Origin of the sequence: Paenibacillus sp. 1781tsa1, assembly GCF_024159265.1 — a bacterium.
Taxonomy (GTDB): Bacteria; Bacillota; Bacilli; order Paenibacillales; family Paenibacillaceae; genus Paenibacillus.
Map to the genome: position 1 here is coordinate 1,978,455 of NZ_JAMYWY010000001.1, position 13,939 is coordinate 1,992,393.

Annotated in this window: 17 protein-coding genes; 15 read left to right on the forward strand and 2 right to left on the reverse strand. The window is 45.3% G+C overall.

Annotation, left to right across the window (positions count from 1 at the left end; genetic code table 11):
- The first annotated feature begins 49 nt into the window (after positions 1–49).
- A complete protein-coding gene (locus tag NKT06_RS08915) occupies positions 50–613 on the forward strand; it encodes a hypothetical protein (protein ID WP_253432775.1) in 564 nt (187 codons plus the stop codon).
- 131 nt (positions 614–744) lie between these two features.
- On the forward strand, positions 745–1,959 hold the full coding sequence (locus tag NKT06_RS08920; protein ID WP_253432779.1) for an MFS transporter: 1,215 nt from the start codon (positions 745–747) through the stop codon (positions 1,957–1,959).
- Positions 1,960–2,049: 90 nt separating this feature from the next.
- On the opposite strand, the gene NKT06_RS08925 is transcribed toward NKT06_RS08920, so the two are convergent.
- Positions 2,050–3,270, reverse strand: a complete 1,221-nt coding sequence (locus NKT06_RS08925) for an NAD(P)/FAD-dependent oxidoreductase (RefSeq protein WP_253432782.1) — start codon at positions 3,268–3,270, stop codon at positions 2,050–2,052.
- 97 nt (positions 3,271–3,367) lie between these two features.
- Between NKT06_RS08925 and NKT06_RS08930 the strand changes: the two genes are divergently transcribed.
- From NKT06_RS08930 to NKT06_RS08960, 7 genes are all read left to right on the forward strand, one after another.
- Positions 3,368–3,601: a hypothetical protein gene (locus NKT06_RS08930; protein WP_047842262.1), complete on the forward strand. Its 234-nt coding sequence runs from the start codon at positions 3,368–3,370 to the stop codon at positions 3,599–3,601.
- 45 nt (positions 3,602–3,646) lie between these two features.
- The gene (locus NKT06_RS08935) at positions 3,647–4,042 is read left to right on the forward strand and encodes a spore coat protein (protein WP_253432785.1); all 396 of its coding nucleotides are present in this window, start codon (positions 3,647–3,649) and stop codon (positions 4,040–4,042) included.
- Between the two features lie 160 nt (positions 4,043–4,202).
- Positions 4,203–4,703: an Lrp/AsnC family transcriptional regulator gene (locus NKT06_RS08940; protein WP_024628343.1), complete on the forward strand. Its 501-nt coding sequence runs from the start codon at positions 4,203–4,205 to the stop codon at positions 4,701–4,703.
- Between the two features lie 13 nt (positions 4,704–4,716).
- Positions 4,717–5,925 carry an aminotransferase class I/II-fold pyridoxal phosphate-dependent enzyme gene (locus tag NKT06_RS08945; protein WP_036610094.1) on the forward strand — a complete coding sequence of 403 codons (1,209 nt, stop codon included), beginning with the start codon at positions 4,717–4,719 and terminating at the stop codon, positions 5,923–5,925.
- Between the two features lie 188 nt (positions 5,926–6,113).
- Positions 6,114–6,335, forward strand: coding sequence for an aspartyl-phosphate phosphatase Spo0E family protein (locus tag NKT06_RS08950; protein WP_176872852.1), 222 nt, complete (start codon positions 6,114–6,116; stop codon positions 6,333–6,335).
- A gap of 168 nt (positions 6,336–6,503) precedes the next feature.
- Complete coding sequence (locus NKT06_RS08955; RefSeq protein ID WP_253432791.1) at positions 6,504–7,055, forward strand: type 2 periplasmic-binding domain-containing protein; 552 nt, start codon at positions 6,504–6,506, stop codon at positions 7,053–7,055.
- Positions 7,056–7,092: 37 nt separating this feature from the next.
- Positions 7,093–7,635 (forward strand): bifunctional adenosylcobinamide kinase/adenosylcobinamide-phosphate guanylyltransferase, encoded by a 543-nt coding sequence (locus NKT06_RS08960; protein ID WP_253432794.1) that lies wholly within the window; start codon positions 7,093–7,095, stop codon positions 7,633–7,635.
- An 83-nt stretch (positions 7,636–7,718) separates the two neighbouring features.
- Here NKT06_RS08960 and NKT06_RS08965 read toward each other — a convergent pair whose 3' ends face one another.
- A complete protein-coding gene (locus NKT06_RS08965) occupies positions 7,719–8,330 on the reverse strand; it encodes a DedA family protein (RefSeq protein ID WP_091014720.1) in 612 nt (203 codons plus the stop codon).
- A 148-nt stretch (positions 8,331–8,478) separates the two neighbouring features.
- On the opposite strand from NKT06_RS08965, the gene NKT06_RS08970 reads away from it, so the two are divergent.
- From NKT06_RS08970 to NKT06_RS08995, 6 genes are all read left to right on the forward strand, one after another.
- On the forward strand, positions 8,479–9,054 hold the full coding sequence (locus NKT06_RS08970; RefSeq protein ID WP_036610088.1) for a cob(I)yrinic acid a,c-diamide adenosyltransferase: 576 nt from the start codon (positions 8,479–8,481) through the stop codon (positions 9,052–9,054).
- A complete protein-coding gene (locus NKT06_RS08975; protein ID WP_253432797.1) occupies positions 9,051–10,034 on the forward strand; it encodes an RluA family pseudouridine synthase in 984 nt (327 codons plus the stop codon). Before NKT06_RS08970 ends, NKT06_RS08975 begins: the two co-directional genes overlap by 4 nt.
- A gap of 423 nt (positions 10,035–10,457) precedes the next feature.
- Entirely contained in the window at positions 10,458–10,823 is a 366-nt protein-coding gene (locus NKT06_RS08980) for an arsenate reductase family protein (protein WP_253432799.1), read from the forward strand.
- 331 nt (positions 10,824–11,154) lie between these two features.
- A complete protein-coding gene (locus NKT06_RS08985) occupies positions 11,155–12,048 on the forward strand; it encodes a 5'-3' exonuclease (RefSeq protein WP_017689620.1) in 894 nt (297 codons plus the stop codon).
- The gene (locus NKT06_RS08990) at positions 12,045–13,160 is read left to right on the forward strand and encodes a phosphodiester glycosidase family protein (protein ID WP_133384130.1); all 1,116 of its coding nucleotides are present in this window, start codon (positions 12,045–12,047) and stop codon (positions 13,158–13,160) included. Before NKT06_RS08985 ends, NKT06_RS08990 begins: the two co-directional genes overlap by 4 nt.
- Before the next feature lie 30 nt (positions 13,161–13,190).
- Positions 13,191–13,877 carry an MOSC domain-containing protein gene (locus NKT06_RS08995; RefSeq protein WP_253432802.1) on the forward strand — a complete coding sequence of 229 codons (687 nt, stop codon included), beginning with the start codon at positions 13,191–13,193 and terminating at the stop codon, positions 13,875–13,877.
- Positions 13,878–13,939: the final 62 nt, after the last annotated feature.

A 13,939-nucleotide genomic window follows, 5' to 3' on the forward strand; every position in this document is an offset into this window, starting at 1 on the left:
TGTGATCTATGTAATGAATACATGATGATATGAAAGAGGTTGATTGAATATGGAAACAACAATATGCCCTTGGTGTCAAACGGAAATTGTATGGGATGAGGAACTCGGCCCTGAAGAAGAGTGTCCATACTGCCACAATGAATTGAAGGGATATCGAACGCTCAACATTAACATCGGTGACGAAGAGAACGATGAAGTAGAGGACGACATCTATGATGTGGATGATGTAAAAGATGAGGAACAGACTACGGATCTTACAGATCTGTGGGGGGATGAAGTTGAACTCAAATTGCCGGAGCTGCGAACGTTGACCAAATATGCGGATGAAGGTAATGACCTCATTCAGTATGAACAAGGTGTTCAGAAGCAACTTGATCATCAGGAAGAAGTACCGGAGTGCCCGAATTGCCGGGAATTCATGATTCTCGCAGGTACGCAAGCTGCAACGCAGGATAACTTCATGCCTGCTAACGCTGCTTCAGGCAAAGGGTCACTATTGTCACCACCTTTTAAGGTGCTGACCTATATATGCTCGGGATGTTTCCAAGTTCAATACAGTCTGTCTGAGGATGACCGTCTTCGTTTGATTCAGAACCTGAGTAGAAAGGAATAAGCATTTCGTAGATACGAACCAAAATTTCAAAGCAATCCTGAAGATTCATCATGTTTTCCTCTTGCTTGGGGCACGTTAAGCCTTAGACCTACCTGTACACAGTTCACTTCAGGTGGATGAAGGAGGAGCAGATGAAGATTACTTTAGGCCGACAATCCATTCTGCTTTTGGGCGTGAATGGATTGTTTGCGTTAGCCGGAGCGCTGTCGGGGACCTTTTTGAATGTGTTTCTGTGGAAAAGCCGTCCGGATTATGCCATGTTGGGATGGTTCACTCTCAGCCAGCAACTGACCATTGGACTAACATTCTGGCTTGCTGGCAAATGGGTCAAGGAACACAATAAAATGAGTGCACTACGACTGGGTACTGCGCTGTCCGGCATATTTTATATGATCGTCCTTTGGGCTGGTTCCAAAGCTGTAGACTGGATATGGCCTTTGGGTATACTACTGGGCTGTTCACTGGGGTTATTCTGGATCGCATTTAATGTTGTGTATTTTGAAATAACGGATCGGGAAAACAGGGATCTATTTAATGGCTGGGTCGGGTTACTTGGTTCGATGACAGGAATTATAGGTCCTTGGTTCTCCGGTTTGATTATTACTCGCATGACAGACAACACAGGATATCGGCTTATCTTTACGGTATCGCTCGTCATTTATGTCATAGCGGTAGTCTTCAGTTTTTTTCTGAAAAAAAGAAAGGTGAGCGGTACATACCGCTGGTCAGAACCCTGGATACAGCTATCCAAGCCGGATAGTCCTTGGAGGACCTTAGCCTTGGGTTTATTCGCTCAGGGCGCACGGGAAGGTGTCTTTGCCTTCCTGATTGCACTGTTGGTATATTTGGCTACAGCACAGGAGTACAAATTGGGACAGTTCTCGCTCATCACTTCAGCTGTGGCACTAGTAAGTTATTGGGCAGCCGGAAAATGGTTCAAACCACAGTTCAGATCAAAAGGCATGTTCATTGGAGCCCTCATTCTGCTCGTTGTGCTCCTTCCTCTTCTCTGGAAAGTGACCTATGGTACGCTGTTAATCATGGGAATCGGGAGTGCTGTTGCGATGCCGTTGTATGTATTACCGATGATATCAGCGGGATTCGACATGATGGGCACGAGTGGCGAAAATGTGGAGAAAAGGGTTGAACTTGTCGTATTGAGGGAGTTATGTCTGATGGTTGGCCGACTTTTTGGGTTGATCATATTTATTATAACGGTCATGAATAGTCCGTCCCTGCGCATGTTAACCTGGCTTATTATCGTTCTGGGTGCTTTTCCGCTAATTGGATGGATCTTTATGCGCAAGTTATTGAACCGAACGGAAGGGCAAGAGCCCTCGGCTTAGCAACTTCCAAATATATAAACAGGGTACAGCCGCGGGGAAAAGAGAACTTTCCGTGTGCTGTACCCTGTTTGTATTGATTTATTTTTGATGTTACACAGGAGATGGTTTACTTGTACGTGTAAGTGAGAATAGATCCATATCAGGGTTTTGTTTGCCAGTAATAGCATCCACAATCAGGGAGGCAGCAATCATACTGTATACGGTACCGTTGCCTCCATACCCTTCAACAAAGTACGAATTCGGGTAGTCTGGGTGTGGACCGATTAACGGAAGACCATCATGAGTGCTTCCAAAGACAGCTTCCCAAGCGTAATCGACTTCAAGATCAGGTAATGGGAAATACTCGGCAATCTTCTGTAACAAAATCTCACCTTTATGAACCGCCTTGATAGCCCGTTGTTCTTCTCGAGGACGATTCTCATCAAGTCCACCTGCAATAATTCTTCCGTCTGGAGTTGTGCGCATATATAGATAAGGTCGTTCGGTCTCCCATATCATGCATTGCTTATACCAGCTGCTGAGATCCTGTAGTGGCTTGGTAGCGATAGCATAGGTGCTTTGAAGGTATGCGCCTCTATCCTTTTTAATTTCTTGTGTTTCATAGCCTGTTGAGAAAATAACATGTTTGGCACGTACAGTGCCATGAGGTGTGTAACATAGGACACCATTTTCATCATAATCACAATGGGTGAATTCACTATGAGCATAGACTCTTGCTCCTTGACGTGAGGCTGAGTGGAATAGTGAGTGAACCAAACGATACGGATTAACCTCAGCATCCCCACTTGTGTATAATGCAGCACGTTTGCTGAACGGGAATAGTGCACTGATTTTTTCCTGATCCCACAGCTCCACATCAAATCCATAATGTTTCAGGTTACGATATTCTTCCTCCAGCAACGATACATCTTCCTCGTGACTGGCACAATAGAGACTTGTGCGAGGCACAAACCAAGGATCAATCTCAAGCTTCGATGAAATTTTTTCGAGATGGTGCATGGCATCCCGGCATAATTCGTAGAATCGAACACCACGTTCTTCTCCAAATGTCTGGATACAAGAGGTGAGCGTTTTGTCATTCGTATATTGGAGCAGGCCCGTATTTGCCATACTACTGCCATAACCGATATCTCTTTTGTCAATAACAACGGTGTCAATCCCCTGATCCGTCAAAAGCTTGGCAGACAACGCGCCTCCCATTCCACCACCGATGATTAAACAATCACAGGACAGGTTTTCTTGCAAAACAGGATAATGGGGATGGGAAGTAAAGGTAGTTGGCCAAAATGTTTTCCCGTTAATAAGTTCCATAATTGATCACCTCTGTTGAATGTAGTTGAAGTATACTTTTTCAGGTTAGGGTAACAATAAATTCGCAATAACTTTAGATTAAGGAGGTCAGATATACATGCAAAACTCACAAATGCAAGCACTGAGCCCCAAGGAACTGAACTATATTGCGGATTCAATTTCCAATGAGGAAATGTTAATCAAACAATGTGCAGCTACAGCCTCCATCACACATAATCCGCAAATTCAACAGGCGCTGAATCATTATGTTCGCTCACATGAGCAGCATCTGAATACTCTTGTCAATGCGTTACAGCAACATCAATCTCTTGCACCAGCTCAATCACAGTAAATCTCAAAACATGACAAGTTATTTCAAAGTATAGGAGGAAAATACGTGTACACTCAATCTTTGTCATCTGGTGGAAATTTTATGCAGGAGCAGGATCTGCTGAAGTCGATTCTTGCAGATTTAAGACGAACCTCACGCGAATATACGACTGCGACAACGGAAGCTTCCTGCCCCATGACACGTCGAATGTTCACAGACTTAACGAACGATACCCTAAGATTACAAGGGGAACTGTTCAATCTGATGCAGCAAAACAACATGTATTCGGTGTCGTCTAAAGCACTTCGTCAGGATGTGGACAAGCAAATCCAGTCTGCACACCAGACCCAACAGAAGTGTCAGCAATTCATTCAGGAAAAGAATTCGCAGAACAGTTCATATAGCCAAGCTCCTAATGTGCCTCAGCATCAACCGAATTACGGTAACCCTTATTACATGTAACCTATGTAAAAGAGGTTTGAAGCACCTAACGTTACAGGACCATACCACCGCCTGCCCGAATTCAGGGCAGGCGGTCTTTTGTCTATGCATCGACGTTAAATTCATGTAATATAAGTATTAATTCATTTTCAGGAACCTGGATGACGCTGGAGGGAAAACCATGAAAGATTTGAACGATCTGCAATTAAAAGTTCTGGATCTGTTGAAGGAAGACGCGAGAAGGACTCCCGCACTGCTGTCGACGCTGCTGGGGGAGTCGGAAGACAAGATCAAGAACGCCGTGGCACAGCTTGAACAAGACCACGTCATCGTGAAATACGCAACCGTCGTGAACTGGAGCAAAATAGATGATGAAAAAGTAACGGCCCTGATTGAGGTGCAGATTACGCCGGAGCGTGGTCGTGGTTTTGAAGGGATTGCCGAACGCATCTATCTCTATCCGCAAGTGAAGTCCGTATATCTCATGTCCGGTGCATACGATCTGCTCGTTGAAGTGGAAGGTGGCAACCTGCGTGAAGTCGCTAATTTTGTGTCGGAGAAACTGTCTCCGATAGACTCTGTACTTTCAACCAAAACAAATTTTATTCTTAAAAAATATAAGCAGGACGGGATTATCTTTGAAGACCATCAGGAAGACAACCGTCTCATGATCTCGCCGTAAAGGAAGATGTGTCATGATAGTGAATGAACAGACAACCGGGAACAACAAGAAAATGACATCTTATCTGGCACCCCTCGTGCAGCAGATACCTCCATCCGGAATTCGTAAATTTTTTGATCTGGTTGGAGACAACAAGGATATTATCACATTGGGTGTGGGTGAACCTGATTTTGTTACACCTTGGCATATGCGTGAAGCTTGTGTATACTCGCTGGAAAGAGGTATGACCAGCTACACATCCAACGCAGGTATGCCGAAGTTGAGAGAAGCCATCAGTGAATATCTGGATACTCAGTTTGATACCAAATACGATCCCAAGGATGAGATTATTGTTACTGTGGGTGGCAGTGAAGCGATTGACTTGGCTTTGCGAGCATTAATCGTACCTGGCGACGAGATTCTCATTCCTGAACCTTCGTACGTGGCTTATTCACCAATCGCTTCAATCGGTGGCGGTATACCGGTTGGTGTTGAAACCTACGCGAAAGATCAGTTCAAGTTAACGGCCGAAGCACTTGAAGCTGGCATCACACCGAAGTCGAAAGTGGTTATTCTGTGTTATCCGAGTAATCCCACTGGAGCCATCATGACGTATGAAGAGTGGCTGCCTATTGCTGAAGTGATTAAAAAGCATGATCTGATTGTGATCGCGGATGAAATTTACGCTGAATTGACGTATACGCAAAAACATGTTAGCTTTGCAGCTATCCCTGACATGAAGGAGCGGACCATTCTCGTAAGCGGATTTTCGAAGGCTTTTGCAATGACAGGTTGGCGGATCGGTTACATGTGTGGTCATCCTGAGCTTATTGCAGCCATGCTCAAAATCCATCAGTATACGGTAATGTGTGCGCCGGCCATGGGTCAGGTTGCTGCACTTGAGGCATTGACGAATGGTTTGGGTGAGAAAGATCGGATGGTAGAATCGTATAACCAGCGTAGACGTTTGATTGTACAGGGATTCAGGGATATTGGACTCGATTGTCATGAACCTCAGGGAGCATTCTATGCATTCCCGAGCATTCAAAAGACAGGGATGAGTTCTGACCTGTTTGCTGAGCGATTGTTAACGGAGAATAAAGTTGCTGCTGTTCCCGGCAATGTTTTTGGCCCTCAGGGTGAAGGCTTCTTACGTTGTTCTTATGCTACTTCTGTGACCCAATTGAATGAAGCTTTGGAACGAATCGGAAACTTTGTTTACAAACTGCAAAAAGAGGGTTAATACTAAAGAAGAATCTTTTTACAAATGTGACATTGTTATCATTGTAAAAAAATAACTTTCTTTTACAAAATAATGTGATATAATTTCAATTTGAAATAAGTTTTCTTATATTTGGAAACCATTTTTCCAAGGAGGGGTTAGCTTTGTTTTGTGTTGAATATGATTTACCGACGAATCGTGGGCACGTTCTGGCAGAAGGCGATCATGGCGACCGATGGTCGGTGAAACCCGATAACGCATCTTTGCATGACATTTCCTTGGAAGATGAAATTCATATGCTTCGTCGCAAGATGGAACAGATCTTCCTCGAAGAGAAATCATTCACATCCGATATTGTAATTGAAATCAGCAGTTTGCTGGATTTAAAGATTAATGAATATATGAAGGCTAACCCGATAAAAGGAAAATAACGTTTTTGCTGAATTGAAACGTTTCATTTTATTGAGTTAGAAGGAAGACCTGAGAGGGTCTTCTTTTTTTGTGTGTAAAGCAAGGGTAATCCCTCAATAAAACAGGTTATTTTTTTGCGTGGAACAATTGTGATATATTGGACATAGGAGACTAAAGGGGGAACTGGAATGAAGAGATTTTGGGGGCTTACTGCAATCATTTCTATCGTTTTTCTGCTTGCTGGTTGTGGAGGTAAAGATGGTTTTTCCATATTCATCATTGATAACCAAGGAAATCCATCTGTAATCTCAGAGCAGTTACAGGCCAATCTGCAACAGAAACTGGGTGAGGAACCCAAGGTGGAAGTAATTACCAGTGCAATGTATGATGTTCAGAAAATTATGGTAGAATATGCGGCTGGAGGACATGATATTTTCATTTTGCCTGAATCCGACATGAAACAATACGGAAGTAATGGCTCTAATGTTCCGCTGGATGATACTTTTGATCCCAAGAAGTTTGAACGGGGTGTATTTGAGGGTGGAGTATTGGTAGAGAAGGGTGAAGGAGATGGAGGTTCAGATATCAAACAAGAATCACATCTTTACGGCATTCCACTCGAAGATATGAAAATGTTTAAAGATGTAGAATATGCTGCGAGCAATTTGTTCGCCACCATTCCAGTGTCAGCTTCCAATGTCGAAGAATCCAAGAAAGTGCTGAAGGCGCTGACAGAGTAAAGAAAATTCAGAATGGCTATGGAAGGAGGGAAGCGGATTGCTGATTACGGTCACAGGCGGCATAGGTAGTGGTAAAACCCGGTTTGCCCTCAAGTACGCAGCCGGGATTAGCCGGGAGGGTGTATATTTATCCACTGGTGATCATGATCCCGTTATTCCCGAATTGCCATCCGCTCATTATCGTGCCATTCATGCCGGGAACGGTCAGCATCTGACAGAGGTGATCACCCAAATTAATCGGGAATCCAATCTGTTTTTGGCAGATCAGCGAATTTTAATTGTAGACAGTCTGACTTCCTGGATGGCTGCCGGTTTCAGGGCAACAGAGGATCTGAATCATCAGCGTTCAGAGACACAGCTTTTGCTTGATGCGTTATTGTCTTATCAGGGGAAGTTGCTTGTGGTTACCAATGAAATGCATGGCACGTTGCATCCTACCGAGGAAGAACGAATATTTACAGCGAGAATGGCTTCGGTTAACCGAATGCTGCAGATACATGCTGAAAAGATGTACTTGCTGGTATCTGGACTGGCTATCGATCTTAAGAGTCAGGGCATGCGAAATGAAGATGAACGATAGCGAGATGACATAAACGGGTGACATAAAGAAGCCTCCTTAACCACGAATTGGTGGCGAGGAGGCTTTATTTAATCATCTTTTTTTTATTTTTGCTTTTTGCTACGTCTGATCCACCAGATGATACATCCGATGACAATGATGGCCAGAATGACGTACACTACAATGGAATAGACGTCCATAAAGTGCAAAATGCTCTCCCATGATGCGCCAAGCGCAGCGCCAACGCAGACAAGAATGACATTCCAGATCAATGTACCAATGGTTGTAAAGAGAAGGAATAAACCAAATTTCATATTGGACATGCCTGCGGGGATGGAGATCAGACTTCGGACGAGGGGAACCATTCGGCAGAATAATACGGTCCACATGCCATATTTGTCAAACCATGCATCGACACGGTGAATATCCTCTTTTTTGATGCGCAGAACATGTCCCCAACGTTCCACAATTTTCTCAAGGCGTTCGACGTCAATGAGTAGTCCAATACCATACAGGAGAACAGCACCAAGGACGGAGCCAATGGTTGCGGCGATAATAACACCTGGAAGAGTGAGACTGGTATAGGTGGTCATGAAACCGCCAAACGGCAAGATGATTTCGGATGGAATCGGGGGAAATACGTTCTCAAGAGCAATAATGAGTGCAATGCCTATGTAGCCGTATTGTTCCATGAAATCGGTTATCCAGTTTTGCATAATCGTCTCCTTTACTTTTGGTTTCCTTCGATTTGTCGTATACTCGGCAGAGCACACCAATTCTTATATACGTGTAAAGCGATAGAGGGGTTTCTGAAAAAATGGCATTCCCGTATTCATTATTATATTACCAATTGGAGGGATAACGATGGGCATATATACACGAACAGGTGACGAAGGACAGACTTCTGTCATCGGTGGACGCGTCATCAAGGATGATGACCGAGTTGAGGCTTATGGCACAATTGATGAGTTGAACTGTTTTGTCGGTCAGGCGATCAGCCTTATTGACTCTGCTCAAGGGGAATTTGAAGATCTGCGTGAACATCTGCTGGAAGTTCAGCAGGAACTGTTTGATTGCGGGTCGGATCTGGCCTTCGTGAAGATTAGTGAGACCAAATATAAGGTGAGAGATGAAATGGTCACACGTCTGGAACAATGGATCGACCAGTATGATGCAGAGAATCCAAAAGTGGAACGGTTCATTATTCCAGGCGGCAGTCAGCTATCTTCTGCTCTTCATGTGTGCCGGACGGTATGTCGCCGCGCAGAACGTCGCACGGTAACACTTGGGCAACATACCGATATTAATCCGTCTGTACGACGGTATCTAAACAGACTGTCTGATTACTTCTTCGTGGTTGCACGGACGGCCAACGCAAGACAACAGGTGGCGGATATTGAATATGTGCGGAGCAAAAAAGTCTTCCGCCGCAAAGAATGAGCCGATATTATTCGCCGATTGTCTACACGGTGACCGAACAAGAAGATGGCTGGTTGCTGAAGACCGTGCTTCAGCGCCGGCTGCTGGTGTCGCGTAAGCTTTTATCCAAAATCAAGCTGACGGAACAAGGCGTTATGCTTAATGGAGAGCGCGTATACATTAGCGTCAAGGTAGCTGCTGGTGATGTCGTTGAAGTTCGGATGGAGCAAGAGGAATCGGATGATATTTTGCCTGAACCTATCCCCTTTACCGTTCTGTATGAAGACGAGCACTTGCTTATTGTCAACAAGGATGCGGGCATCATCGTTCATCCGACGCATGGACATTATACAGGTACTTTGGCGAATGGGGTCGTTCATTACTGGAAATCCAAAGGCGAACGATTCCGGTTCAGACCGATTCATCGGCTTGATCAGGAAACGTCAGGTGTGCTCGCCATAGCCAAGAATCCCTATGTGCACCAGCACGTATCTGAACAGATGATTGCAGGGACGGTAGATAAGAAATATATTGCGCTTGTACACGGCAACCCTGTCCCGGAACAGGGGTCAGTAGATGGCCCGATCGATCGCGATCCTGAAGAGCCACACCGCCGAATCGTAACACCTGATGGTTACGCTGCAAGAACGTTGTACACAACCTTAACACGTTGGGCAGAGGGCAGCGCCAGTGCAGTAAGTCTCAAGCTGGAAAGTGGCAGGACCCACCAGATCCGGGTACATATGACGTCCATCGGTTGCCCGTTAATCGGAGATCGGATGTATAAGACACTCCCTGTGGACGGAATCGATGAGCAGACGATGGTTGTACGGGAGGAACGGGACAGCTGGATTGAACGTCAGGCATTACATGCCTGTGAGCTGACGTTCGAGCATCCAATTCTACAGGAACGCATGACGTTCCAGGCTCCTTTTCCAGCAGATATGGCCGCGTTGGAGAAGCGTTTGAATGATGAGGCAGCTCCCAGAGAAGAACTGTAGGAAGCCTGAGACGAGGTCTTTAGATTTACTTAGATACACACTCTGTATCGTAGCTTTCTTTAAGGCTCGTTCTGCTTGAGGTTCAACGCTGTTTGCTTAAATCTTGTTTGTGAGGGATGCTTCATGCACCCGAACAACATGCCGTAGGCTAATCTTTATGGTTTAATGTATTGATGTTTACCAATTTCATATTAAATATTTCAAGAACTCAAATCTTACAGCTTTTAAGGATATAAAAGCTGTAAGATTTTGGTCCAAAGAAATATAGCGAATGAGTGTTTTTGAACTCATTCGCAAAAATCAGTAAAGTTGCATGGCGATGGTATCGATTTGGAGCGACTTTTGGATTTGCGAAGCAAACCAAGGAAAGCGAGAAGTCGAAACCGGAGCCACACGAAACCGGAGCATTGGAGGAACAAATAAATGAGCAACTTAAAAGTATATCAATATGCCAAATGCGGCACATGCCGCAAAGCTGTAAAGTGGCTTGAAGGCCAAGGACATGAGCTGGAGCTAATCCCCATTTTCGATACACCGCCATCAGAATCCGAACTAACAGAACTGATCCAGAAGAGCGGGCTCGAGGTGAAGAAGTTCTTTAATACGAGCGGGGAAGTGTACAAAGAACAACAACTGAAGGACAAGCTGCCAGGCATGTCCGCTGATGAACAGATTCGTTTGCTGGCTTCCAATGGTCGGCTGATCAAGCGTCCGATTGTTACGGATGGAGAAAAGGTTACGGTTGGTTTCAAGGAAGAGACGTACGAGCAGGAATGGAATAACGCATAAACGTGCTGAATACCAGCTCTGAATTGTTCAAAATTCAGGGCTTTTTTGGCTGAACGATGGTTGGCGGAACTATGCTATAATGATAGAATTAGTTTCGTATTTTATTTGCTATAGAAATTGAACTAAACATTTACACGAAAATGGAGAGGACAGAAATAACCTGAAGAAGCGGAGCGTTCGCCTTTATCCCCGGATTTTCCCTTCTGGAAAAGGGAATCAAAAAAATCTGGGGATAACAGCGATCAGAAGGTTGTTCTGTCATCGGAATGGTAAGTGTAAATATACTTTAGTTTAATTTCTATAGAATCAGGACAGGAGAGAACAAATTCAAGTGAATCAACGTAATGAACCTACTTTGTTGCTGGTGGACGGTATGGCGGTGTTGTTCCGTGCTTTTTATGCGACATCTGCAAGCGGATATATCAGACGTACAAAGGCAGGATTGCCTACCAACGCAGTCTACGGATTTATCCGTTATTTCTGGGATGCGGTTCAGACTTTTGGGCCAAGTCATGTCGTATGTTGTTGGGATATGGGCGGTAAGACGTTCCGCGGTGAAGAATATGCAGCCTACAAAGGCAACCGGGCCGAAGCTCCGGATGACCTGATTCCCCAGTTTGCTCTGATTCGTGAAGTCATGGACAGCCTGGGTATTCCAAATATAGGTGCACAAGGATTCGAAGCCGACGATTGCATTGGGACGCTTGCTAAGTATTATACCGAAGAGACCGATATGAATGTTATGGTACTGACGGGTGACCACGACATGTTGCAACTGATTAACGACCGCACAAGTATCATTATTATGAAAAAAGGCCATGGCAACTACATGGTGTACAACCCTGAAACGCTCATGGCAGAGAAACAACTGACACCTCGTCAAGTGATTGACATGAAGGGTCTGATGGGAGATGCCAGTGACAATTATCCCGGAGTACGGGGAATTGGTGAGAAAACAGCGTTGAAGCTTGTACAGGAGTACGGCTCCATTGAAGGCATTTTGAGCAACATGGATAAATTGACGCCTTCGGTGCGTAACAAGATTGAGAATGATCTGGACATGCTTCATCTGTCCCGCAAACTGGCAGAGATTCATTGTGCTGTTCCGGTTGCCTGTGCGCTGGATATCTGTGAATTGCGTCTTGATCCGGATATGGTGATGGACAAGTTTGAACAACTTGAGATGAAGAGCCTTGGCTCTTGGATGGGAGTGGCAATAGGGTGAGCAACAAGCAGAACGTACGAACAGGCAAAAAGTGGTGGACAGGGGCTATGGCCCTCGTCCTGGCCTTGCCCGTAATTCTTTCGGGAGCAGTGAGTGCGCCACAGACAGTGGATGCCAAAGCAGCAATTAGCACCAAAGTACAGAAAGTAAAAGCAGCAGGACGTAATTTTACCGTACAGACCGTTTCGATTCCGAAGGGAACACCGGTTACCGTGGGACTCGCGAAGAAGCAAGTTGGCCAGACGGCAACATTGCCATCGATTGTGAAAGCCTATGGTGCACAAGCTGCCATTAACGGAGCATTTTTCGAAGCATATAACGGAGCACCAGATCCATACGGTATGTTAATAGCTAATGGTAAGGTCATACATATTGGAAGATACGGAACATCCATCGGATTTAAGGAAGATGGCTCGGCAATTATGGATTCACTTCAGGTGAGTTTGACAGGTAAAGTAACAGATACAAAAGGCAAATCACGCAGTTGGTATGCGACATTTATTAATCGAACACCCTCTGCGAATGCAAGCATTACGATGCTGTATACGCCTGAAAGAGGTGCCACAGTCGGGTTTAAAGGCGGTACTGCCGTAGTCATGGAGAAAGGCATCGTGACCAAGAAAGTGCCCAACACCAATGTAGCCATTCCTAAGAATGGCTCGGTACTGGTTTTCACAGGTAATCAAAAGTCTTCTTCGGATCGTTTCACCGTTGGTTCAACCGTAGAAATGAATTACAAATATACAAACGCAGCAGGTAAAGAGATCCCTTGGCAAGATGTAGTGACTGCTGTGGGAGCAGGCCCGCGTCTGGTGAAAGACGGCAAGGTAGCTGTAAATCCGACGAGCGAAGGTTTCAAGGATGCCAAGATTCTTAATGCTTCCGGAGCCAGAAGTGGTATCGCGATCATGGCAGACGGTTCCGTTATGCTGGCTACCGTTTCCGGAGCCACAATCAAGGAGTGGGCAGCGGTGATGCAGAAGCTTGGTGCAAAGCAGGCCATGAATCTGGATGGTGGTGCATCCTCAGGCATGTATGCCGGGGGCAAAATGCTGACTTCACCAGGTCGACTTTTGAGTAATACACTCGTATTTGGCGGCTCTGTGCGTTAAAAGAAAGTGATTATGGGAGGGATGACGCAAATGACACTCACATCTGATCGAAAGCCAGGGGAGGGCAGCACAGCTGTTCTGGCCATCAATGTAGGACTGCCGCAGCCACTCCCTGGGCAGAAGCGTGAAGTGCTGAGCGGCATTGTGAAACATCCTGTATCCGACGCGGTTTTCCTGTCATTCACTGGAATGACAGGGGATGCGCAGGCGGATCTGGTGCATCATGGAGGCCCTGACAAGGCCGTTTGTGTATACGATTACAGTCGTTATCCGGAGCTGGAACAGTTGATGGATCGCAAGCTAGACTGGGGAGCTTGTGGAGAAAATCTGACGGTTGAAGGCTGTGCCGAAGAAGTCGTTCGGATTGGTGATGTGTATGAGTTGGGTGAAGCCACAGTGCAGGTCAGTCAGCCCAGACAACCTTGTTTCAAGCTGGGTGCGAGGTATGATTATAAGGAGCTGCCTGTTTATTTTCAGGAGAGTGGATATACCGGCTTTTACTTTCGTGTACTGCAAGAAGGTGAAGTAAGGCCTTCATCGATATTTCGACGGATCAGCACCGATCCTGCATCAATGACTGTTCTTGAAGCCAATCGAATTATGCATCAGGGAAAAGAAAATGTCGAGGGTATGGAGGCGTTGCTGGCCATTCCTGCGCTGTCAGACAGCTGGAGGCAAACGTTAATGAAACGATTGTCCAAGCTCGAGAACAAGTAACAGGGTAATTATAGTGTCATCAAGTAAAGCACGAACGATTATTTCCTTTTTAAACTAACTTG

Excerpts from the sequence above, each read along its gene's own strand:
- NKT06_RS08915 (WP_253432775.1), top strand. The coding sequence starts at position 50 with ATGGAAACAACAATATGCCCTTGGTGTCAAACGGAAATTGTATGGGAT.
- NKT06_RS08920 (WP_253432779.1), top strand. The coding sequence starts at position 745 with ATGAAGATTACTTTAGGCCGACAATCCATTCTGCTTTTGGGCGTGAAT.
- NKT06_RS08925 (WP_253432782.1), bottom strand. The coding sequence starts at position 3,270 with ATGGAACTTATTAACGGGAAAACATTTTGGCCAACTACCTTTACTTCC.
- NKT06_RS08930 (WP_047842262.1), top strand. The coding sequence starts at position 3,368 with ATGCAAAACTCACAAATGCAAGCACTGAGCCCCAAGGAACTGAACTAT.
- NKT06_RS08940 (WP_024628343.1), top strand. The coding sequence starts at position 4,203 with ATGAAAGATTTGAACGATCTGCAATTAAAAGTTCTGGATCTGTTGAAG.
- NKT06_RS08945 (WP_036610094.1), top strand. The coding sequence starts at position 4,717 with ATGATAGTGAATGAACAGACAACCGGGAACAACAAGAAAATGACATCT.
- NKT06_RS08955 (WP_253432791.1), top strand. The coding sequence starts at position 6,504 with ATGAAGAGATTTTGGGGGCTTACTGCAATCATTTCTATCGTTTTTCTG.
- NKT06_RS08965 (WP_091014720.1), bottom strand. The coding sequence starts at position 8,330 with ATGCAAAACTGGATAACCGATTTCATGGAACAATACGGCTACATAGGC.
- NKT06_RS08970 (WP_036610088.1), top strand. The coding sequence starts at position 8,479 with ATGGGCATATATACACGAACAGGTGACGAAGGACAGACTTCTGTCATC.
- NKT06_RS08975 (WP_253432797.1), top strand. The coding sequence starts at position 9,051 with ATGAGCCGATATTATTCGCCGATTGTCTACACGGTGACCGAACAAGAA.
- NKT06_RS08980 (WP_253432799.1), top strand. The coding sequence starts at position 10,458 with ATGAGCAACTTAAAAGTATATCAATATGCCAAATGCGGCACATGCCGC.
- NKT06_RS08995 (WP_253432802.1), top strand. The coding sequence starts at position 13,191 with ATGACACTCACATCTGATCGAAAGCCAGGGGAGGGCAGCACAGCTGTT.